This window comes from uncultured Alcanivorax sp. (assembly GCF_947258575.1).
Taxonomy (GTDB): Bacteria; Pseudomonadota; Gammaproteobacteria; order Pseudomonadales; family Alcanivoracaceae; genus Alcanivorax.
Genome location: NZ_CAMYIV010000005.1, coordinates 268,039 through 288,923 on the forward strand (window position 1 = coordinate 268,039; position 20,885 = coordinate 288,923).

A 20,885-nucleotide genomic window follows, 5' to 3' on the forward strand; every position below is an offset into this window, starting at 1 on the left:
AAATGGGTGCAATCATGATACGGGCTGTCAATGGCGGGCGTCGACGCCGGGCTCTTACCGTGCATACTATAGGGCAGATTGGGACTCCCATATTGAAACGCGCAAGGAGGAAGGGCGATGTCATTGAAACGAGGCGTAGCGGTTATCGGTCTGTTTTTGGCGGCGGCATGGCTGGTCAGCTGCGGTATGAACAGTGAAGAAAAGCGTCTGGCGGCAGCCATCAATCAGGCCTTGCAGACTCGCGATCTGGGCTATTGGCAGGTAGACGATCTGGATATCCAGGATCAGCGTCAGGACAGCACCGGCCCGGAAGAAATTACGACCTACAAGGTGGAGGCAGTGCTGGCCTTGGAGAAACCACTGCGTGAGGTACGTTATGTAGATGACATCGGCAAGCGCGTGGTGACTCGTACGGCACTGGCGCAAGGAGAGGAGCGCGATCTGAGTGCGTCGGTGCAGATCATTCGTGGCAATGATCAAGAGAACGTGGTGACCACCCTGGATGAACAGGCCTTGCCCCGCGGCATGGTGGCGGAAGACTTTGAGCAACGCTTTGAAGGCTGGCAGGTGATTGCTGAAGACAGCGATGAATTTGCTGATCTGGAAGAGGAACTGCAGGGCAAACTGGATGACAGCCTGTCCGCCATGGCCGAGGCAGATCACACCCTGCGCCAGATACAGGTGCAGTTGATGGCAGCGCGCGCTGAATTGGCAGTGCTGGAAGAAAACGCCGAAGCCGTCGGTGGGCTTGGTGAGCCCATGGAGAAGGCCAGCCAGGAGGTAGAAGCCCTGATCGAGCGGGTGCAAGAGCAGGAAGCATCCCGCGACAGTCTCGGCGAACAAGTGGAGCGACGCAAAAAGGCCCTGGCCAGTTTGCGCGGGGAATAAGAGGGCGGCTTGCCGGCCTGGATGCTGCTGAAAGATTCAGGCCGGGGGGCGTCTCGGGTATCATGTTGTCCCCGCACAGTCCCCATGAGAGCGTCTCCATGTTTGAACTCACCGTCACGCCCCGCTTTTACGAAACCGATGCCTTTGGTCATGTGAACAACACCGTGGTCACCGGCTGGTTTGAAACCGGGCGGGCGCCCCTGTTCCAGTTGTTCGGAGGCGGCAGTGATCCGTCAGCGCTGCCACTGATTCTGGCCCGGGTGGAGGTGGATTTCGTCGGCCAGATTTATTACGGCAGTGATGTGCAGCTGCGTACTGGCATCGAGAAAATCGGCAACAGCTCCTTCGTGGTAGCCCAACAGGCCTGGCAAAACGGCAAGCTGGTGGCCCGGGGCAAGGCCGTGCAGGTCTACTTCGAGCACGACAAGCAGGCCTCAGCGCCGATCCCCGATACATTCCGTCAGGTGCTCGCCGAGCATCAGGGCTCCCTGCCGGAAGACCAGTAACTCCCCTATTCGATCAGACCGATAGTCATGGTCGGCATGTCACCTTGACGTCGTGACGCTACACTATCGGCCACACTGATCGCTCAACGTAATGGCAGCGAGGAACGGATGGCTTATCAGGGGCAACAGAATTTTGATCACCGCCAGGCGCAGAAACTGGGGGTGTTGGTCACCAACCTGGGGACTCCGGATGCACCGGAGACCGGCGCCCTGCGCCGCTATCTGCGCGAATTTCTGTCCGACCCGCGAGTGGTGGAAGTGCCCCGGCTGATCTGGTTTTTCATCCTGCACATGGTGATTCTGGTGATCCGCCCGCCGCGTTCTGCCCATGCCTATAAAAGTGTCTGGACGGATGCGGGCTCACCGCTGCTGGTTCACACCGAGGCGCAGTGCGCCGGCATTCGCGAGCGTCTGCAGAATAAATTTGGTGATGATATCGATGTGCGCTTTGCCATGCGCTACGGCAATCCCTCCATCGCCAGCCAGTTGCAGGCCATGGAAGAGGCAGGCGTGCGCAAGCTGCTGGTGCTGCCCCTGTATCCGCAGTATTCCGCGTCCACCAATGCCTCTACCTTCGACGCCATTGCCAAGGACTTCATGCAACGCCGCTGGCTACCGGACCTGCGCTTTATCAGCCACTATCCGGATTACCCGCCCTACATCGAGGCCATGGCCAACCACATTGAAGCCTTTCGCGCGGAACATGGTACGGCGGACAAGCTGATCTTCAGCTACCACGGGGTGCCGAAAAAATACCTGCTCAATGGCGACCCCTACTTCTGTGAATGCCACAAGACCTCGCGCCTGCTGGCTGAGCGGCTGGGCCTGGGCGACGACGACTGGCTCACCACCTTCCAGTCCCGCTTCGGCCGTGAGGAATGGCTCAAGCCCTACACAGACCACACCCTGATGGCGCTGCCGGAGCAGGGCGTGAAATCCGTGCAGGTATTCTGTCCGGGCTTCTCCTCCGACTGCCTGGAAACCCTGGAAGAAATCGACGTGGAAAACCGCGGCTATTTCGAGGAAGCCGGCGGCCAGGCCTTCGGCTACATCCCGGCACTGAATGCCGAGCCCGGCCACCTGGACGCCCTCACCCAGCTCATCGAAGAGAACCTGCAGGGCTGGGAGTTACCGGAAAATGATGCCGTGGGCCTGAACGAACGCCACCAACGAGCCCGCCAACAAGGTGCTGATCGCTAGTTCATGATCCATAACGTAAGAGGCCGCTCCCTCACATGGGCGCGGCCTCTTGCATTTCAGGACAGGAAAGCCCGCTCCGCGAACTGTTCACTATTCACAGTTAACTGTTTTGTTCCAGCCTGCGAACCAGCTCATCGGTAAACTCACTGGTGCTGGCGCGCCCGCCCAGGTCCGGGGTGACGATCTCGCCTTCGCCCACTACCTGACGCACGGTTCGGCGCAGTTGTTTGGCCTTGTCGTGCAGTTCGATGTAATCGAGCATCAATGCCCCGGCCAGCATGATGGCGGTGGGGTTGGCGATGCCCTGGCCGGCAATATCCGGGGCGCTGCCGTGGACCGCTTCGAACAGGCCGCCGTGCTCGCCGATGTTGGCGCCGGGAGCCACGCCCAGGCCACCGATCAGGCCGGCACACAGGTCGGAGAGGATGTCGCCGAACAGGTTGGTGGTGACGATTACATCGAAGCGGTGCGGGTTCATGGCCAGCTGCATGGCGCAGGCGTCCACGATCATTTCTTCATGCTCCAGCTGCGGATAGTCTTCACGCACCTTACGGGCCACGTCGAGAAACAGCCCCGAGGTGGACTTCATGATATTGGCCTTGTGCACCACCGTGACCTTCTTGCGGCCCTGCTTCACCGCCGTTTCGTAGGCAAAGCGCAGCAGGCGCTCGGATTCCGTGCGGGTAATACGGCTGCGCAGCTCGGCGGTTTCGCCGTCCTCACTGACGGTCTGCCCCAGGCCGGAATAGATGCCTTCGATATTTTCCCGCACGGTCATGATGTCCACGTTGTCGTAGCGGGATTTGACCCCGGGAATGGACAGGGCCGGGCGCACGTTGGCGAACAGGTCGAAGGTCTTGCGCAGGGTCACGTTTACCGAGGTGAAGCCACCCCCCACTGGCGTGGTGATGGGGCCTTTAAGGGCCAGGCGATTGCGCCGGAGCACCGCCAGGGTCTCTTCCGGTACCAGATCCAGTCCTTTGTCCAGCGCTGCCTGGCCGGCAATGGCATATTCGAATTCGAGTCCGCAATCCAGAGCTTTCAGTACCCGTACCGTGGCATCCACGATGTCCGGTCCGATTCCATCGCCGGGGATAACGGTTACGGTGTTCTTGTTCATACTGCCTCCTGATTGCGGAAAGGGTGTTGCAGGAATCTCATTGTGCCCGCTGCAGATGGCAAAATGAATGCCGACCAAGGTCGGAAGGGTTGGCGGCAGCGGCTATGAAAACGCGAAAAGCCTCTAGAAATGTGGCCCCGGGCCTTCCTCGGACAGGGAGTCAAAGGGGTTGCGCAGCCGGCAGGCCTTGATGGACAGGCAGCCACAGCCGATACACTCATTGAGCTGGTCGCGCAGCACGGTCAGGTCATTGATGCGCTCGTCCAGGTGGCCGCGCCATTTGGCCGACATGCGCTTCCAGTCCCGGGCGGTGGGGGTGCGGCCATCGGGCAGTTCGCCCAGGGCTTCGGCAATTTCCGCCAGCGGAATGCCGATGCGCTGGGCGACCTTGATAACGGCGACCCGGCGCAGGACATCACGGTGATAGCGGCGCTGATTGCCAGCGCTGCGCGAGCTCTGGATCAGGCCTTTTTTTTCATAGAAGTGGAGGGCGGAAACGGCCACCCCGCTGCGTTCGGCCACCTCGCCAACGGTAAGCGCCTTGTGAATATCGTCTGTAGAGGACAGGGTCATGGTGAAATCCTTTGTTTATGCGCTTTTACCTTAACTAAGGTTTAGGTTTTATGCTGCCAAATCGTGATCAGCGTTGCCAGCGGATGGGCGTTATTTCGGGCATAATGAGGCGGCCGTAACAGGTCCAACGAAGGAGAAAGTGGTGAGTGCTGTCATTTCCGTGAAAGACCTGAACAAGATCTATCAGGGTGGCTTTCAGGCCTTGAAGAACATCAATCTGGATATTCACGCCGGAGAGATCTTTGCTCTGCTGGGCCCCAACGGTGCCGGCAAGACCACCCTGATCAGCATTATCTGCGGCATCGTCAATCCTTCCAGCGGCACCGTGCTGGCGGACGGTTACGACATTGTTCGCGATTACCGCGAAGCACGCAGCGCCATCGGGTTGGTGCCCCAGGAACTGTCCACTGATGCCTTCGAGACGGTCTGGGATACGGTGAGCTTCAGCCGTGGTCTGTTCGGCAAACCCCGCAACGATGCCCATATCGAGAAAGTGCTGAAGGTGCTGTCCCTGTGGGACAAGAAGGACAACAAAATCATGATGTTGTCCGGCGGCATGAAGCGGCGGGTGATGATTGCCAAGGCGCTCTCTCACGAGCCCAAGATCCTGTTTCTGGATGAACCCACCGCCGGCGTGGATGTGGAATTGCGCCGGGAAATGTGGGAGATGGTGCGCCAGCTCCGCGAGCAGGGGGTAACCGTTATCCTGACTACCCACTACATCGAGGAAGCCGAGGAGATGGCAGACCGGGTGGGTATTATTCGTCAAGGGGAAATTATCCTGGTGGATGACAAGGCCCGTCTGATGCAGAAGCTGGGTCGCAAGCAGCTCACGGTCCACCTGGCCGAGCCACTACAAAGCCTGCCGGCCACGCTGGATGACGACGCTCTGGCGCTGTCGGAAGATGGCTACGGGCTGGTTTATACCTACGACGCCAACCAGGAAACCACCGGGATTGCCGAGTTGCTGCGAGCGCTGAATGCTGCCGGTATCGAGTTCAAGGATCTGCATTCCCGGCAGAGCTCACTGGAGGATATTTTTGTGGATCTGGTCCACAACGGCCAGCCTGCCGCTGCAAACGCTAGCTCAGCCGGAGAGGTCTGATGAAATTGAACATGTACTCCATTCGTGCCATCTACAAATTTGAAATGGCGCGAACCTGGCGCACCTTGATGCAGAGCGTGGCGTCGCCGGTGATTTCCACCTCCCTGTATTTTGTGGTGTTCGGGTCTGCCATCGGTTCGCGCATGGTGGAAATTGGTGGCGTCAGTTACGGGGCCTTTATTATTCCCGGCCTGATCATGCTTACCCTGATGACACAGAGCATTTCCAATGCCTCGTTCGGTATCTATATGCCCACGTTTTCGGGAACCATCTATGAAGTGCTGTCGGCGCCGGTCTCCTATGTGGAGATCGTCATCGGTTATGTGGGAGCTGCTGCGACCAAGTCATCGATACTGGGCGTTTTGATATTGATCACGGCGCGCTTCTTTGTGGACTATGAGGTTCAGCATCCCTTCATGATGTTCGGCTTCCTGCTGCTTACCGCGATTACCTTCAGCCTGTTCGGGTTCATTATCGGCATCTGGGCGGATACCTTCGAGAAATTGCAGATCATTCCCCTGATGATCATTACCCCGCTGACCTTTCTGGGCGGCAGCTTCTATTCCATCGACATGCTGCCACCGTTCTGGCAAACCGTGACCCTGTTCAATCCGGTGGTTTACCTGATCAGTGGCTTCCGCTACAGCTTCTTCGGCACCGCGGACGTCCATATCGCCATCAGCATCGGCATGACCTTGTTTTTCCTGGCCATCTGCATCGCTCTGGTGTGGTGGATCTTTCGGACGGGGTACCGGTTGAAGAGTTAACAGCTAACAGTGAATAGTTGACAGCTCGCGAAAATCTCCTTTTTAGATCCAGACGACAGAGGCCGCGCCCAATTTGTGGTCGCGGCCTCTGTGCTTTCTTATTTATCCTTTTTTCTTGATAGCCACGTAATGCCATCAGTGCTTGGGCGTTACGGGGGTGCCCAGTGGCTCCGAAGCATTTGCCGGGCCGATATCAATCGATCACGGTGAAGGTCATGCCGGCTTTTTCCTGCAGGCGTTTCAGCAGTGAATCGCCGAGCAGTGACGCGGTGGTCCAGAAGCCGCCGGGGGCATCCGCAGGCAGATCCTGCGCCAGACAGGCTGCAGCCTGGCCCAGCAGTTTGGCGGTGGAGCCGTAGCCCGGGTCCGCATCGCCGGTGACTTTCACGCGGATGCTGTCGTTGTTGTCGGTAACGCCGAAAAAGCGGATGTCATAGAAGCCGGCTTTCTGGGCTTCCGGGCTGGGGCCTTCGCCTGGTTGTGGCACCACGAACTTGTTCAGCAACCAGCGGGTCGGTTTGAGGGCGGCGGCGGCGAAGAACAGGCCGGTACCGGTGCCGATACCCAGGGCCTTCATGCGCCCGCCCATGCCAGGGCCGGCCAGCATGGCTTCGTTGTAGGTGAAGTTGTTGCCGTAGGCCTTGCCGTTAAGGGCGTTGGAGCGATGCACGATGCGGCTGTTAATGGCATCCATCACGAACGGTGCTGCCCATGCATCGAAGTCCTCATCCTTGCGCGGCATGCTGATGCTGTCCTGGCGGGCGCTGAAGCCATGGTCCGGCGGACATATCAGATAGGGGTTGGCCAGTTTCTTGCGCAGGGCGGGATCTTTGCCGGCTTCTTCGGCGATGTTCATCATGCTCGCTACGGTGCCGCCGGACACGCCGCCCTTGGCCACTTTTACGCGCATTTTCACGCGGGTGGCGGGGGCCTTGAAGCGGGCCTGGGCCTGCTGCTGGAGGAAGTAGGTGCCCATGTCGGAGGGAATGGAATCGAAGCCGCAGCAATGCACGATGCGCGCGCCACTCTGTTTGGCCTGGTCTTCGTATTTTTCCAGCATGGCGGCAATCCACTGCACTTCTCCGGTCAGGTCGCAGTAATCGGTGCCGCTGGTTACACAGGCACGAATCATGGGTTCACCATAGAGCGCGTAAGGGCCCACGGTGGACACCACCACTCGGGTCTGGGCGCAGAGGGTATCCAGGCTGGCAGCGTCGTTGGCATCGGCGCTGAGCAATGGCAGCGCGCTGCCGGCCTGGCCCAGTTGCGCTTTTACCTGTTCCAGTTTGTCTTTGGAGCGGCCGGCTGCCGCCCATTTCAGGTCGCCATCCACCCCATAAGTGTCAGTGAGGTATTGGCAGAGAATCTGGCCGACAAAACTGGTGGCGCCGAACACCACCACGTCAAACTGTGCATCACTCATGGGAGCTCCTTGGAAATGAACGCAAAGCGAAATCGGAACGATTGTCCAATGATGGACCTATCCTAAGGGATTGAGAGGGGTAAGCGTAACCGGCAAAAGGCTCATCGCGGATTCGCGAGGCCTTGCTTCTGAATGCCTGACCGCGGCCAATGATTGCGTTGGGTGCACTGAGCTAGGGCGAACTGCACCATCAAACGCTGGATTGGTGCAGTTCGCCTTAGGCTCAGTGCACCCTACACTTTGTAATTGAGAGGGGGTTTGCGAATAAAAAAGCCCCACCAAGGAGGATGGGGCAAATGCCATACCTGGTGCTGACTAAGAGGCTTGTTTGATCTGGTATTTACGAATCAGTGCATCGCGCCGTGCCGGATCAAAATTGATGTTGGCGGCGTCATAACCGGCGTGTTCCAGCATCCGTCGGTCCATAACCTTGAACCACAGAGGCGGTACATAGCTGATCAGGAACATGCCGAAATAGCCGTTGGGCAGCGTCGGCAGGCCGTCGAAATGGCGCAGGCTCTGGTAGCGGCGTGCGGGATGAGCGTGATGATCAGAGTGACGCTGCAGGTGGAAGGACGCCCAGTTGGAGAACATGTGATTACTGTTCCAGCTGTGGTGCGGCTGGGTACGCTCGTAGCGACCATTGGCATCCTTGTGGCGGAGCAGACCGTAGTGTTCCACGTAGTTGGCGGACGTCAGCTGCAGATAGGACCACAGGGTAACGGCGGCAATGAAGGGCAGCATTTTCCAGCCAAACAGGGCGATGATGCTGCCCCAGATAATCACACTGAGCAGCCCCGGTTGCAGGATCTCATTGTGCAGGGACCAGACTGCTTTGCCTTCTTTCTGCAGTCGCGCTTTTTCCAGCTGCCAGGCTCGTTTCATGGTGCCGGGAATTTCCCGCAGGGCGAACTTCCAGATGGTTTCACCCAGCCGGGAGGAGGCCGGATCTTCCGGTGTGGCCACATCACGATGGTGGCCCTTGTTGTGCTCGATAGGGAAGTGGCCGTAACCCAGCGGTGCCAGTACCAGTTTGGCCAGCCAGCGCTCGGTGCGCGTTTTCTTGTGGCCCAGTTCATGGCCCAGGTTGATACCGGCTGCGCCGCAGATGGTGCCGGTGAGCAGTACCATGGCAATGATGCCGTGCAGTGGCAGTGAGTAGGTGCCAACAAACCACATGCCGAACAGATAGGCGCTCAGCAGAATCGGCACCAGGGCATAGGTCATGCGCCGATAGAACATATCTGCTTCGAGCTGTGGCACCACCTCTTCCGGCGGGTTGCTGCGATCCTGGCCAATCAGCATATCAAGCAGCGGGATGGCCAGATAATAAAATGCCAGTGGCAACCACAGCAGCAAGGGCTCGCCGGTTGCCATCACCAATAGCGGGCCGAGGAAAACGGTGCCCGGAACAAAAAGAGACACAATCCAGAGGTGCCGCTTGCGATCGCGGTACTCAACGCCGGAGGGGCCGACAAATACGCCAGCTTGACTCATGGTATGACCTCATTGGTTATTGGTGGTATCTGAGTTCCTTCATAGTGTTCTCGAAAGGCGTGGCCGAGCACCCCTTGAGGTGGCAAAAAATCGTCATAAAGTGACAGATTAAACAGGGCGTTTAGGGGTAGGCTAGGGGCTCACTCACTGACGGGAGAGGATCTGATGGCGCTTGGGGAAATGGACCGGTTGAAACCGGCCATTCATCCGACCTATAGCCGTGTGCTCTGTGCGCACCTGAAACAGGAAGGTTTCAGTGACGGGGATATCTTTTCCGGTACCCGGCTGGCCTGGCAGGAATTGTTGAGCGAGCACCGCTACCTCAGCCTGGAGCAGCTGTCACGGTTGATCCGTCGGGCCTTGCGGTTGACCCGGGAACCCTGGATCGGAGTGAAGATTGGCGGTAATACGCCGGTATCATCCCACGGCGCTCTGGGTTATGCGGTGGTGTCGGCTCCGGATATACGCACCCTGTTGTCAGTGGTGGCCCGCTATGTGGGAGTGCGCCTGCAGCTGATCCAGCTAACGTTTGAAGAGCAGGATGGCTGGGGCCGTCTACAGTTGAAGGAGCAAACGGATCTGGGGGATTGCCGGGAATTTTTGCTCGGCGCTCTACTGGGCAGTTACTTCCAGATGACGGATGCGGTGTCCGCCGGGCGCTCCCGCGACGCGCGGGTTCACCTGCCTTTTGAGCGCCCCTCCTGGGCGGAGCACTATGAGCGTTTGCTCGGTTGTCCAGTGGCGTTTGATGCGGAGTGCTTTCTGATTGAGGTGCCACCAGAGCAACTGGCATCCCCTTGCCTGACCGCAGACCCGGCCATGCACCGCAATGCCATCCGTGATTGTGAGCACCAGCTCAAACAGCTGGAAAAGGGCGGGCCGTTCAGTCAGCAGGTCAGCCTGGTGCTACTGGATTGTCAGGGAGAGTTCCCTTCTCTGGAAGTCATGGCGGAAAAGTTTGCCATGTCGCCACGCACGCTGATCCGCAAGTTGAAAGCGGAAGACACCCGTTATCAGCAATTGCTGGATGATGTGCGTAGCGAGTTGGCAGCCTGGTGGCTGACAGAAACCCAGTTGCCCATAGAACGTATCGCCGAGAAGCTTGGCTACCAGGATACATCCAACTTCAGCCGAACCTTTCGACGCTGGTTTGGAATGCCCCCTCTCGCCATGCGCAAGGAGGGGGCGCTGTAAAAGACCCCGGCGTACACGGGGGGGGATATAGGTTCGCCGGGGTTGTCCTCTCAGTGTTTCCTGAGGACAAAATCCACTTTTTCGCGCACCGCGCAATCCGGGCACGGCCAGTCGTTGGGAATCTGCAGCCAGCGGGTGCCCGGCGGGAACCCTTCTTTTTCTTCGCCGCGACTCTCGTCATACACATAGCCGCAATTGGGGCACTGGAACTGGTGCGGAGTATCGATTTCCTGTTCCGCCTGGCGGGCTTCGGCCACGGCGCCTTCGGCCACATCCGGTTCCGAGTCGGCGCTGTGATAGGTAACCGCCGGCTGTTGCCATTTTTTTAGCAGCTTTTCCCGCTTGTCCGGCTGCAGGTTGGCCAGGGTCAGGTCACCCTTGTAGTGCTGGTACACCAGCGGGTCCATCTTCTGGAACCAGACGAAGGGAAAGTAGGCCGGCATCAGCATGGAGGCGTAACCGGAGGGCAGCTGTGGGCTGTCATCGAAATGGCGCAGGGCCTGGAAACGCCGGGTAGGGTTGGCGTGGTGATCAGAGTGACGCTGCAGCTGATAGAGGAACAGGTTGGTGACGATGTGGTTGCTGTTCCAGGAGTGTTTCGGTTCGCAGCGTTCATAACGGCCGTCGGCTTTCTTCTGGCGCAGCAGACCGTAGTGTTCCATGTAGTTGATCACTTCCAGCAGAGATGCCCCGTAGAACGCCTGCAGCAGCAGGAAAGGCAGCACGATCCAGCCCAGCCACAGGGTCAGCAGCCCGAACAGCACCACTGTCATCAACCAGGCCTGCAGGTTTTCGTTTTTCAGGGACCATAGCGGGTCTTCACAACGCTCCAGCCGTTGGGCTTCGATGCTCCATGCCGATTTGACGCTGCCGATCATGGTGCGCGGCAGGAACCGCCAGAAGGATTCGCCCATGCGGGCACTGGCCGGGTCTTCCGGGGTGGCCACGTTTTTGTGGTGGCCCTTGTTGTGTTCCACAAAGAAATGGCCGTAAGCCACCGGCGCCAGGGTGATCTTGGCCAGCCAGCGCTCCGTTTTGCCCTTCTTGTGGCCGAGTTCATGGGCGGTGTTGATAGCAATGCCGTTAACTGCGCCGACACTGAAGACAAGACCCACCAATCCCCATAACGGCGTTTGCCCCTGGGCGACCAGCCAGGCCCCCATGATGGTGGCAAGATATTGCGTGGGAATATAGGCATAGACGATCAAGCGATAATACTTGTCGTCTTCCAGTTGCGGGACGGCGGATTCAGGCGGGTTGTTGGTGTCGGTGCCGATGACCCAATCGGCGAGGGGAATGAGACCGTACACCAGCAAGGGGCCACCCCAGAGCAGGCCGGGCCAGTCCCAAATAAACATGTAGATGAGTAGAAACGACACAGCCAGCACTGGAATGGCGGGGCTGAGTAACCAGAGGTAACGTTTACCATCATGCCAGTCTGTAAACGCGGTGGTTTGTTCTGCTGATTTCATGTCTCCACCCTGCATGCAAAGTTATCACTTTGAACCTGAATCGCTGATTTCAGCGTGGCGGCAAAGGCTCACGTCATGCGCCGCGATGAAATCGCGGTTTCAGTTTCAAGCTATACCCAATGTTGCGAGTGGCCAAGCGATGGTTTGTATTAACTTGGCAACCTTGCGGATCTTTTCGCGGAAAGAATTTGCAGTGCGGTGGTGTGAATAAAAAGGATTGTTAACAGCGATAAATTACGTTGGGATAGGGAGGAAGCGTAAGCGTTACTGTTGCCCCTGCAGAAGCCGCAGGGCCGGGTTTTGCGAATTTTTCGGGAGACAGCGGATGAATAAAAAAAGCAGCCAGCAGGAATTTGATGTGCTGATCATTGGTGCCGGGCTTTCCGGAATCGGAGCCGCCTGTCACCTGCAGAAAGAATGCGCCGGCAAGACGTTTGCCATTCTGGAGCGGCGTCAGGCCATGGGTGGCACCTGGGACCTGTTTCGTTATCCCGGCATACGCTCCGACTCGGACATGTTCAGCTTCGGCTACGGTTTTCGCCCCTGGAATGAACTGCAGGTGCTGGCGGATGGGCCATCTATTCGCAACTATATTCACGAGACCGCCGATGAATATCGCGTCAGCCAACATATTCATTATGGTCTCAAAGTCACCGGGGCGGCATGGTCCTCTACAGAGAAACACTGGACCGTGACGGCGGAGCGCGAAGACAGCGGAGAAACGGAAACCTTTGTGTCCCGCTTTCTGATCGGCTGCACCGGTTACTATAATTATGATCAGGGTTATCTGCCTGATTTTCCCGGCATGGAGCGGTTTCAGGGAACCTGCGTGCATCCACAGCAATGGCCGCAAGACCTGGATTACCGAGACAAGAAAGTGGTGGTGATTGGCAGCGGTGCCACTGCAGTGACACTGGTGCCGGCCATGGCGGAGGACACATCCCACATCACCATGCTGCAGCGATCACCGTCCTATATCTTTTCTGTTCCCGCCTACGACAAATTTTCTGAATTGCTGGATCGTGTGCTGCCGTCCGGCTGGGTCTACCGCATGGCCCGCTGGCGCAATATCAAGTTGCAGCGGCTGATCTATGTGATCGCGAAAAAGTACCCCGACTTTACCCGCAAGATGCTGTTATCCAACGTGAAACGTCATGTGGGGAAGGATTTCGACATGACGCATTTCCAGCCCGTTTATCAGCCCTGGGATGAACGACTCTGCGCAGTGCCGGATGCGGATCTGTTCAAGGACTTGCGCGAAGGCAAAGCCGATATTGTGACCGACCATATCGATACCTTTACGGAAAAGGGGATTCGTCTCAAATCCGGCCGGGAGCTGGATGCGGATATCATCATTGCCGCCACTGGTCTGAACCTGCAGGTGCTGGGGGGAATGAGCCTGTCCCTGGATGGCGAGCCTCTGGATGTGAGTGAGCGGATGACGTACAAGGGCGTACTGATGGAAGGTGTGCCGAACATGGCCTGGATATTCGGGTATACCAATGCATCCTGGACCCTGAAAGCGGACATCGCCTCGGCCTATATTTGCCGCTTGCTCAATTACATGGACGCGGAAGGGCTGACGGTCGTCACCCCGGAAGGGGACAGCGATCTGACCCTGGCAGACAGATCCATCATGGATGCCCTGGCCTCCGGGTACGTGAAACGTTCAAGCCATAAACTGCCGCGCCAGGGGCGACATCACCCGTGGAAGGTGGTGAACCATTACGGCAAGGACAAGCACATCCTGCTGGAAGAGCCGGTGGAAGATGGGCTGCTGTCGTTTCAGTAACTGGGGAGGTAAGTTAAAAGTTGAAAGTTCAAAGTTAAAAAGCGCGAATTGGTCGGGGCTAGCCGGAAAGGCCTTGCCCGAGCTTTGAGGATGAATCGCGGGCACGCCCTGCCCGTTTCCCGACCATTCAGTCCGCGCTTTTTAACTTTACACTTTGAACTTTCAACTACTTCCTTCACCCACAACACTTTTTGAATTTCTTGCCGCTTCCACAGGGGCAGGGATCGTTTCTGCCCAGCTTTATCGTGCTCACCGAGGGTGTGCCGTCCAGGTAATACCAGTGGCCGTTTTCGCGCACGAAGCGCGAGCGCTCTTCGAGTACGCTCAAGCCCTGGCGGTCCTTGCTGGTGGCGCGAAAGTGTACCCAGCCAGTATCTCCCTCTTCGCCACTGGCAATGATCTCCAGAGCCAGCCACTGCTGGTGGTTATCCAGGTCCAGCCCGACAGGGCGCTGGCTCAGGTGCCAACTCCGGGCGATGTAGTCGGTATTTTTCAACGCAAAGGCGCAAAACCGCGAGCGCATCAGCGCTTCCGGCGAGCCCGCCGGTTTGCCCTGGTGCAGGGGCTGGCAACAGTGTGCGTAGTCCAGTCCGGACTGGCAGGGGCAGGCGCTCATGGGGTCTCTCCACTAAAGCAATCGAACAGCGCCAGCAGATCCCGGCGCAAGCGGGGCAGATTCTCGGCCCAGGGGTCATTCAGTACCAGTGCATTCATGGCGCCGTTGAGCAACACGGCCAGTCCTTCGGCGCTGCCGGAAAAGTGCAGGGCGCCTTCTTCCATGGCTTCACGGATGCCCTCACGCAACAGCGGGAAGCTGTAACGCTCGTCCAGGGCCCGCCAACGCTCCTGACCCAGCACCGAGGGCGCCTCGACGACCAGGATGCGTCGCACATCATCCCGGGCCATGAAATCCACCCAGGCCAGGCTGCCGGCCTTCAGGGTGGCCAGGCTGCCGCGCTGCCCGGCCACGGCTTTCTCGATGGCGGCCATGGCTTCCCGGCTGAGCAGATCGCAAACCGCTTCGAACAGCTCCGCCTTGTTGCGAAAGTGGTGATACATGGCGCCCCGGGTCACCCCGGCACCGGACAGAATCGTCTCCGTGCTGGTGTCTGCGTAGCCCTGCTCGGCAAACAGGTGGCGGGCGGCATTGATCAGACAGCCGCGGGTCTGGGCGCGACGTTGGGCATTGGTGGCCATGATGTCCTCTTCTGGTTGACAAACAGACTACCAGTTTGTTTTTATTTACTCAAAACAGACTGATTGTCTGTTTTATTCACAAGGAGGTATCAGATGAAGATCAGCGACCGTTACCCCATCGTGGTCACCGAGCATAAAGTGGCCTGCCGGGATTTCTGGCAACAGCATTTCGGCCTGGATGTGCTGTTCGACAGCGACTGGTTTGTGCTGCTGGGTGACGAGCAGCAGGGCAGCGTGGTGGCGTTCATGAGCCCGGATCATCCCTCAGCCCCACCGGGCCCGGAGACCTTTGGCGGGCAGGGACTGTGCCTGGAGATCGAAGTGGAGGATGCCCGTCAGGCGCTGGCGGATTTCCAGGCCAGTGACGGCCAGGTGGATTACCCGCTCAGCGACGAGCCTTTCGGTCAGCGCCGCTTCGGCCTGCGTGACCCGTCCGGGTTATGGGTGGATGTGGTGGAGCAGATTGAGCCGCAGCATGGCTATTGGGATCGGTATATGCAGGCGGTGTGAATGCCGCTGTTGGAGCTTTGCATGCAAAGCGAATCTCAGACCCCGGACCGGCAGAAGCCTTCGCTTTGCGAGCAAAGCGCCAACGGGAGACGGCAAAGCCTACAGGCTGAGCAGGTGCCGTTCGATGGTAAAGACATGGTCGTCGTCAGCGTCCATGTCCCGCAACGCCTCGGCCAGCTGCAGCAGATAATCCCGGTTGCTGCCGCTGGGGCCCTGGCTGGTGGCGATGTGACGGGCAATCAGCAGTTCGTCGGTCTGGCCGAGAAAAGCGGCATTGTCCTCGGTGGCAATATAGACCAGACCGTCCGCCTGATCCCCGTCGGCAAAAGTCAGTGGAGTGCGAAAGCGCAGGTAACCATTTTTCTCCCGATGGTCGAGATGCTCGAACACATCCGGGGTAATCCGGTACGCCATACCGGTGCAGAGGGCGCCCGGTGTCTGAATCAGGGTGACCACCCGGACGGGGCGGTCCGGGGTGCCACGATGGTCATGGGATCCCTGCCAGAAACGACGTGCCCAGTCGTGGATGGTCGCGGGCCGTCGTTCCAGAAAGGGGAAGTCCGCCTTGTAGATCAGAGAACCATAGCCAAACAGCCACACCGGCTGATGTGGGTCCAGAGAATGGCGACGGCGGTTTTCGGCGGAGGTATCCAGCATGGTTTTCTTGATCCCGGTTCGGTGTCTTCACGGTAGCGGCGCTATACTGCTTGCTCAGTCTAAACGCCGGGGAGACCATGAAAGACGTACGCGAAGAATATCATGCCGAGGGCCTTAGCGAAGGACACCTCCACGACAATCCCGTAGAGCAGGCCCGGCGCTGGGTGGATGAAGCCATTGAAGCCGGGTTCCCGCTGCCCAACGCCATGACCCTGGCCACGGTCAGTGCTGACGGCCAACCCTCTACCCGGGTGGTATTACTGAAAGGGATCGAAGGCGGCGGCTTTACCTTTTTTACCCATTACGACAGCCGCAAGGGTGAAGAGATTGCGGCCAATGCCAAGGTATCGTTCACCATGTTCTGGCAGCCCTTTGACCGGCAGATGATTGTGATCGGTGAAGCCAGCAAGGTGGATGAAGAGGAATCGGAAAGCTACTTTGCGTCGCGACCCTACGCCAGCCAGATCAGCGCGGCCATTTCCCCGCAAAGCCAGCCGACCAGCCGGGAATGGCTGGAAGCGGAAGTGGAAGCCTTGCAACAGCAGCACCCGGAAGCGCCAGTGCCCCGACCTGCCAACTGGGGTGGCTATCGCATCACGCCCACGGAAATCCAGTTCTGGCACGGTCGGCCAAGCCGACTGCATGACCGTTTCCGTTACCGCAAACAGGCGGACGGGAGTTGGGTGAGGGAGCGGCTTGCGCCGTAAAATGCGCTCGAAAGGCCTTGTCGATCTATCGTTGTGCCGTCGCGGCGCGGTTGTGCTCGTTGAATGCAAGGACTTGCCGTGGAAATAATCTTCACTGTCTAATAAGCTTATAACCAGGATCGGGATAAGGCAGTACCGTTGAAGATTTTGATTGTGGACGATCATCAGCTGTTTGCTGATGCGTTAAGCATTACGCTCAAGCATGCCTATGCAGAGGCGAGTATTACCACTTGCGAGCAGCCAAAGTGGTTGCTGGATAATCGCCAATTATTACCAGAGTATAATCTCGTGATTCTTGATCAGGCCATGCCTGATCTGGATGGGCTTACCCTGTGGAGCTTGATTGGCCGCCTGATGGGCGAGGCTAAAGTGCTGGTGTGTTCTGGCTCTGCCACAGAAACCACCGTGCGCCGGGCCGTGCAGTTGAAGGTCAATGGCTTCGTGGACAAAAGTGAATCGGTAGAACAGATCCTGTTTGCCATTCGTGAAGTCATGACTGGCCGTAGCTATTTTTCTGAATCCTTCCGGCTGATGGCTGGCTCTGGCCCGGAAGAAGCGCTCACCCTCACTCGTCAGCAACTTGCCATTCTGGCCATGCTTCAGGAAGGCCATGGCAACAAGGAAATCGCCCGCCAGCTGTTTGTCAGCGTGAACACCATCAAGACTCACCTGCGCCTGCTTTACGAAAAAATGGATGTGGCCAACCGCACTGCCTGTATCGAAAAAGCCCGCCAGATGGGGCTGCTTTAGGCTGCGCTGCTGGGCGCCAGCATCTCTTCCAGTTTTGCGGTCAGCGCATCTGCTGCCACCGGCTTGAAAAGCACATCGATGTCATCCGGCAGAGTCTGGATAAAATCCGGATTGGTGTTGCCGGTAATGATGAGTGTTGGCACGGGCTGACGAAATAAGGCGGTGACAGCTTCGATCACCGAGCCAGCATTGGTATGCGGCCCAATCTGATCATCGGTGATCACCACTGATGGCGGTGAGCCGCGCTCTTTCAATGCCTGCATGGCCGGTTCCAGTGAATGGTGAGCAGATACCGTTGCGCCCAAACTGCCCAGCAGGCCGCTCAGGGCTTCCGTGACGCGTTTGTCATCATCTATCAACAGCACTGTCAGTGTTTCAAACAGCGGCAGCGCATTGACCACGTTGTCAGCGGGCGGCGGCAGGCAGGTGGCCGCCGCCGGTAACGTCAAGGTGAAGGTGGTGCCTTCCCCCTTCCGAGACCGCATTTGCACCGGGATCTCGCACAGGGCACCCAGCCGGCTGACAATGGCCAAGCCCAACCCCAGTCCGTTCTGGATCGAACGTTGGTCATTGTCTATCTGCATGAATTCCTCAAACACGTCAGACTGGTAAATGTCGTCAATGCCGATGCCGGTATCCTCGATGTCCAGCAACAATTGTTTGTCTTGCTGCCGGGCGACGATACGAATGTGCCCCTGTTCGGTGTACTTGAGGGCATTACTGATCAGGTTGCGAACAATACGGGCGAACATGATGCCATCGGTGAAAATGTGCTGGCCGGCCAGGTTTTCGGTGACCACCGTCAGTTGCTTGGCGCTTGCCTGGGGGCGTACCTCATCAAGGATCGGCTGCAGGGTATCGAGCAGATTGATAATACGCTTACGCGGTTTCAGTCGCTGTGACTGCAAGCGTGACAGCATGAGCAAGTGCCCCAGCAGTTCATTGCAGGAGGCAATGGCGGTATCCAGTTTGGCGACGATCTCGGGTTGTGGGGCGGCATTGTTCTTCAGCATGGCGGCATACAAGGTGGCCGCCTGCAGCGGTTGCCTCAGATCGTGGCTAGCCGCAGCGAGAAAGCGGGTCTTGCTTTCGCTGGCCTTGCTGGCCCGTTCACTGGCCTGCTCGGCTTCAATGCGCAGGGCAATGGTGCTGATTTGTGAGCGGTGGATGTAAAGGCTGAACAGCGCCATGAAAATAAGATTGATTAGCGGGATCATTTTGATGATCCCGGGTGCTTCCGGTACGTAAACCAGAATAAAGGCCAGCCAGGCCAGATAGACCGGAGTAATGAAGCCGATAAAAATATCTGGATAGACCCCCATGGACACGGACGGAATCGAGGTGGCCACCGACAGGATAACCAGACAGGTCAGCAGGGTTACCGGCGTGGCCCCTTGCAGAAAGAGATAAGGGAAACTTGACCAGAGCATCGCCCAGATCACGGCCAGGTAGAGGTTTAGTCGATGCCATTTTCGGGTTTTAGGCGCTTCGTGTTCCCGATGGGCGCTGTAAAACCGGATCAGGAAAAGCGATTGTGCTGCGACACAAAGCAGCACGGTATACCAGCCGATAAAGGGCGGTTCGGTACGCATCTCCAGAAAAAATAATGGCAGTGCCGCCGCAATAAAAAACGACAGCACCATGCGTGACCCCACCTCTTCCATGAACAGGTTGTGGCGCTCCTGAAGGATGCGTTCGCGGTTTTCCGTCACCGCACGACGAAGGGTTTCTGGCATGGCTGGCAGGTTTGTAAAATGACGACTACCAGTCTAGCCCGATTATGACGGCGTGTAAGTGTCCCCCGGTGAAATTCACCCATCAGGGTGAAGAAGCGGCGTTCCCCCCGATGCTCTAATGAGCCTCTCTCTGGGATGAGTCACTAATCGGGGTAAACGTAATGATCAACAAGCAACTCACTCAACTGGCTGCCGCCATCGGCGTGGCCACCATGATGACCGCCTGTGGTGGCGGTTCTTCCAGCTCTGGCGGCGGTGGCACCACCGTGGCAGAAGGGGGCAATGGCTTTGTGGTATTTCCTGCGGCTGAAAGCGCCGGCGCCATTGCGGTGCTCCGTGCCACGGCAAGGGCGGCGCTTCCCACGGAATACCTTTACAAAACGGACGGTACCCCTGCCGGCACCAGCAAGATTGTTGATGACAATAACAACGGTTTTGAAGTGGGTCGTTTCGGCGGTGGTTACATGGCGGAGCTAGACGGCACGTTCTACTTTGCAGGCAAGGACAGCAACGGCGATGTGGAGCTGTGGGCCACCGACGGCACCGGCGCGGGCACCGAGCGTGTGGCGGACATCTATCCCAATGGCAACGGTCAGCCGCACAATATGGTGCCGGCGGCTGGAAAATTGTTTATGAATGCTGTGGTGGATCAGTTTGGCCGCGAGCTGGTGGTTTTCGACCCCGTTACTAATGACTCAGTAGTGTTGTCGTCAAATATTAACGGCAACCCGACCAGCAATACGGCGCCTGAGTCCCTGACCCCGGTGGATGGCGGCCTGTTCTTCTTTGATCAGCCTGCCGGCGATGTCTACTTCACCGATGGTACCACGGCAGGAACCGCGAAGATCGCCACCAATAACGACACCATCATCGGCGGCTCTCTGACGAAATACCCGCAACTGATTGGCGATGATGATTGGTTGGGTTATAACGGCAAGCTGCTGTTTACCGGGCGTTTTAACGCCACCGATGCAGAAACTCGTCTGTACGAGCTGGATCAAGATGGCAATATCGAGGAAGTAGCCTTTGATGATGGTGGCAGCACGGTACGGCTCGATATTACTGAGAATGTGGTAATCAGCAACGGCAAGGTGTATTTCGTTGCGGATAAGGGAACCAACACCACAGACCTGAATATCTTCGAGTATGACGGCAGCACGGTAACCAACCTGACCGCCAGCGAAGCGAATAAGCCTTATGAAGATCGGCTGGTAGGCACCTCACTGGGTGTGTTTATGTACGTGGAGCAAGCCGGGGTAACCCCGTATCTGCTGCGCATCGATAACACCAGTGGCACTGCAGAAATTGATCCGGCAGTGCGTAGCACGGGAGATTATTCCTTCTCTGATGTTGAAGCCTGGACCATGGTGGAGGCTAACGGTACCGTGTTCTTTGCGGCGGATACCGAGGGCGCCGGTGGCAGTGATTTCGGTACCGAACTGTGGAAGACCGATGGCACCTCGCAGGGGACGGAGCTGGTCAAGGATATCAATGATACTGCGGCGGGTGCAGGTTCGGAGCCTTTCCCGCTGGCGTTTATGTATCAGGTGCCTCCCACCGTGAATGGTGAGCTGGGCAACAAGTACCTGTTCATTGCGAATGATGGCAGTTCAGGCTTGGAGCCTTGGGTGTCCGATGGTTCGGCCACGGGCACGGTTATCCTCAAGGATATCAGCGCTGGAGCGGGTAGCAGCGTGATCGACTGATTCAGGTTGTGAGCAATATCAAAGCGGGCCTCTGGTCCGCTTTTTTTATGGGCAGGGCCTTGCTCCCAAGTGATTTTGCTAATGA

At 57.8% G+C, this 20,885-nt stretch carries 20 protein-coding genes; 11 read left to right on the forward strand and 9 right to left on the reverse strand.

Annotation, left to right across the window (positions count from 1 at the left end; translation table 11 throughout):
• The first annotated feature begins 117 nt into the window (after positions 1–117).
• The 3 genes from Q0Y02_RS06250 to hemH all read left to right on the forward strand — a co-directional run bounded on the left by Q0Y02_RS06250 (position 118) and on the right by hemH (position 2,594).
• Positions 118–888: a hypothetical protein gene (locus Q0Y02_RS06250; protein WP_297765953.1), complete on the forward strand. Its 771-nt coding sequence runs from the start codon at positions 118–120 to the stop codon at positions 886–888.
• 98 nt (positions 889–986) lie between these two features.
• Positions 987–1,394: a thioesterase family protein gene (locus Q0Y02_RS06255; protein WP_297765956.1), complete on the forward strand. Its 408-nt coding sequence runs from the start codon at positions 987–989 to the stop codon at positions 1,392–1,394.
• A 108-nt stretch (positions 1,395–1,502) separates the two neighbouring features.
• Complete coding sequence (hemH, locus tag Q0Y02_RS06260; protein ID WP_297765960.1) at positions 1,503–2,594, forward strand: ferrochelatase; 1,092 nt, start codon at positions 1,503–1,505, stop codon at positions 2,592–2,594.
• A gap of 100 nt (positions 2,595–2,694) precedes the next feature.
• On the opposite strand, the gene Q0Y02_RS06265 is transcribed toward hemH, so the two are convergent.
• Together Q0Y02_RS06265 and soxR are read right to left on the reverse strand one after the other, a co-directional pair.
• Positions 2,695–3,714, reverse strand: a complete 1,020-nt coding sequence (locus tag Q0Y02_RS06265; protein ID WP_297765962.1) for an isocitrate dehydrogenase — start codon at positions 3,712–3,714, stop codon at positions 2,695–2,697.
• A gap of 123 nt (positions 3,715–3,837) precedes the next feature.
• Positions 3,838–4,287: a redox-sensitive transcriptional activator SoxR gene (gene soxR, locus Q0Y02_RS06270; RefSeq protein WP_297765964.1), complete on the reverse strand. Its 450-nt coding sequence runs from the start codon at positions 4,285–4,287 to the stop codon at positions 3,838–3,840.
• Positions 4,288–4,429: 142 nt separating this feature from the next.
• Between soxR and Q0Y02_RS06275 the strand changes: the two genes are divergently transcribed.
• Entirely contained in the window at positions 4,430–5,392 is a 963-nt protein-coding gene (locus Q0Y02_RS06275) for an ABC transporter ATP-binding protein (RefSeq protein ID WP_297765969.1), read from the forward strand.
• Positions 5,393–5,397: 5 nt separating this feature from the next.
• A complete protein-coding gene (locus Q0Y02_RS06280) occupies positions 5,398–6,159 on the forward strand; it encodes an ABC transporter permease (RefSeq protein ID WP_297766145.1) in 762 nt (253 codons plus the stop codon).
• 193 nt (positions 6,160–6,352) lie between these two features.
• Here the strand turns inward: Q0Y02_RS06280 and Q0Y02_RS06285 are convergent, their stop codons facing one another.
• Complete coding sequence (locus Q0Y02_RS06285) at positions 6,353–7,582, reverse strand: saccharopine dehydrogenase NADP-binding domain-containing protein (RefSeq protein WP_297765972.1); 1,230 nt, start codon at positions 7,580–7,582, stop codon at positions 6,353–6,355.
• 315 nt (positions 7,583–7,897) lie between these two features.
• Entirely contained in the window at positions 7,898–9,079 is a 1,182-nt protein-coding gene (locus Q0Y02_RS06290; protein WP_297765974.1) for an alkane 1-monooxygenase, read from the reverse strand.
• Between the two features lie 165 nt (positions 9,080–9,244).
• Between Q0Y02_RS06290 and Q0Y02_RS06295 the strand changes: the two genes are divergently transcribed.
• Positions 9,245–10,273 carry an AraC family transcriptional regulator gene (locus Q0Y02_RS06295; protein ID WP_297765977.1) on the forward strand — a complete coding sequence of 343 codons (1,029 nt, stop codon included), beginning with the start codon at positions 9,245–9,247 and terminating at the stop codon, positions 10,271–10,273.
• A 50-nt stretch (positions 10,274–10,323) separates the two neighbouring features.
• Here the strand turns inward: Q0Y02_RS06295 and Q0Y02_RS16270 are convergent, their stop codons facing one another.
• A complete protein-coding gene (locus tag Q0Y02_RS16270) occupies positions 10,324–11,745 on the reverse strand; it encodes a fatty acid desaturase (RefSeq protein WP_366516908.1) in 1,422 nt (473 codons plus the stop codon).
• Between the two features lie 325 nt (positions 11,746–12,070).
• Between Q0Y02_RS16270 and Q0Y02_RS06310 the strand changes: the two genes are divergently transcribed.
• Positions 12,071–13,537, forward strand: a complete 1,467-nt coding sequence (locus tag Q0Y02_RS06310) for an NAD(P)/FAD-dependent oxidoreductase (protein ID WP_297765980.1) — start codon at positions 12,071–12,073, stop codon at positions 13,535–13,537.
• 175 nt (positions 13,538–13,712) lie between these two features.
• Here Q0Y02_RS06310 and Q0Y02_RS06315 read toward each other — a convergent pair whose 3' ends face one another.
• On the reverse strand, positions 13,713–14,153 hold the full coding sequence (locus tag Q0Y02_RS06315; RefSeq protein ID WP_297765982.1) for a YchJ family protein: 441 nt from the start codon (positions 14,151–14,153) through the stop codon (positions 13,713–13,715).
• Positions 14,150–14,734 carry a TetR family transcriptional regulator gene (locus tag Q0Y02_RS06320; protein WP_297765984.1) on the reverse strand — a complete coding sequence of 195 codons (585 nt, stop codon included), beginning with the start codon at positions 14,732–14,734 and terminating at the stop codon, positions 14,150–14,152. Before Q0Y02_RS06320 ends, Q0Y02_RS06315 begins: the two co-directional genes overlap by 4 nt.
• A gap of 93 nt (positions 14,735–14,827) precedes the next feature.
• Between Q0Y02_RS06320 and Q0Y02_RS06325 the strand changes: the two genes are divergently transcribed.
• Positions 14,828–15,244, forward strand: a complete 417-nt coding sequence (locus Q0Y02_RS06325) for a VOC family protein (RefSeq protein WP_272961611.1) — start codon at positions 14,828–14,830, stop codon at positions 15,242–15,244.
• 99 nt (positions 15,245–15,343) lie between these two features.
• Here the strand turns inward: Q0Y02_RS06325 and Q0Y02_RS06330 are convergent, their stop codons facing one another.
• Entirely contained in the window at positions 15,344–15,901 is a 558-nt protein-coding gene (locus Q0Y02_RS06330; protein WP_297765993.1) for a gamma-glutamylcyclotransferase, read from the reverse strand.
• A gap of 77 nt (positions 15,902–15,978) precedes the next feature.
• Between Q0Y02_RS06330 and pdxH the strand changes: the two genes are divergently transcribed.
• Both pdxH and Q0Y02_RS06340 read left to right on the forward strand, forming a co-directional pair.
• Complete coding sequence (pdxH, locus tag Q0Y02_RS06335) at positions 15,979–16,608, forward strand: pyridoxamine 5'-phosphate oxidase (protein ID WP_035250448.1); 630 nt, start codon at positions 15,979–15,981, stop codon at positions 16,606–16,608.
• A gap of 138 nt (positions 16,609–16,746) precedes the next feature.
• Entirely contained in the window at positions 16,747–17,358 is a 612-nt protein-coding gene (locus tag Q0Y02_RS06340) for a response regulator transcription factor (protein WP_297765998.1), read from the forward strand.
• On the opposite strand, the gene Q0Y02_RS06345 is transcribed toward Q0Y02_RS06340, so the two are convergent.
• Positions 17,355–19,094: a hybrid sensor histidine kinase/response regulator gene (locus tag Q0Y02_RS06345; protein WP_297766001.1), complete on the reverse strand. Its 1,740-nt coding sequence runs from the start codon at positions 19,092–19,094 to the stop codon at positions 17,355–17,357. The genes Q0Y02_RS06340 and Q0Y02_RS06345 overlap by 4 nt on opposite strands.
• 161 nt (positions 19,095–19,255) lie before the next feature.
• On the opposite strand from Q0Y02_RS06345, the gene Q0Y02_RS06350 reads away from it, so the two are divergent.
• The gene (locus Q0Y02_RS06350; RefSeq protein ID WP_297766005.1) at positions 19,256–20,800 is read left to right on the forward strand and encodes a hyalin; all 1,545 of its coding nucleotides are present in this window, start codon (positions 19,256–19,258) and stop codon (positions 20,798–20,800) included.
• Positions 20,801–20,885 lie beyond the last annotated feature (85 nt).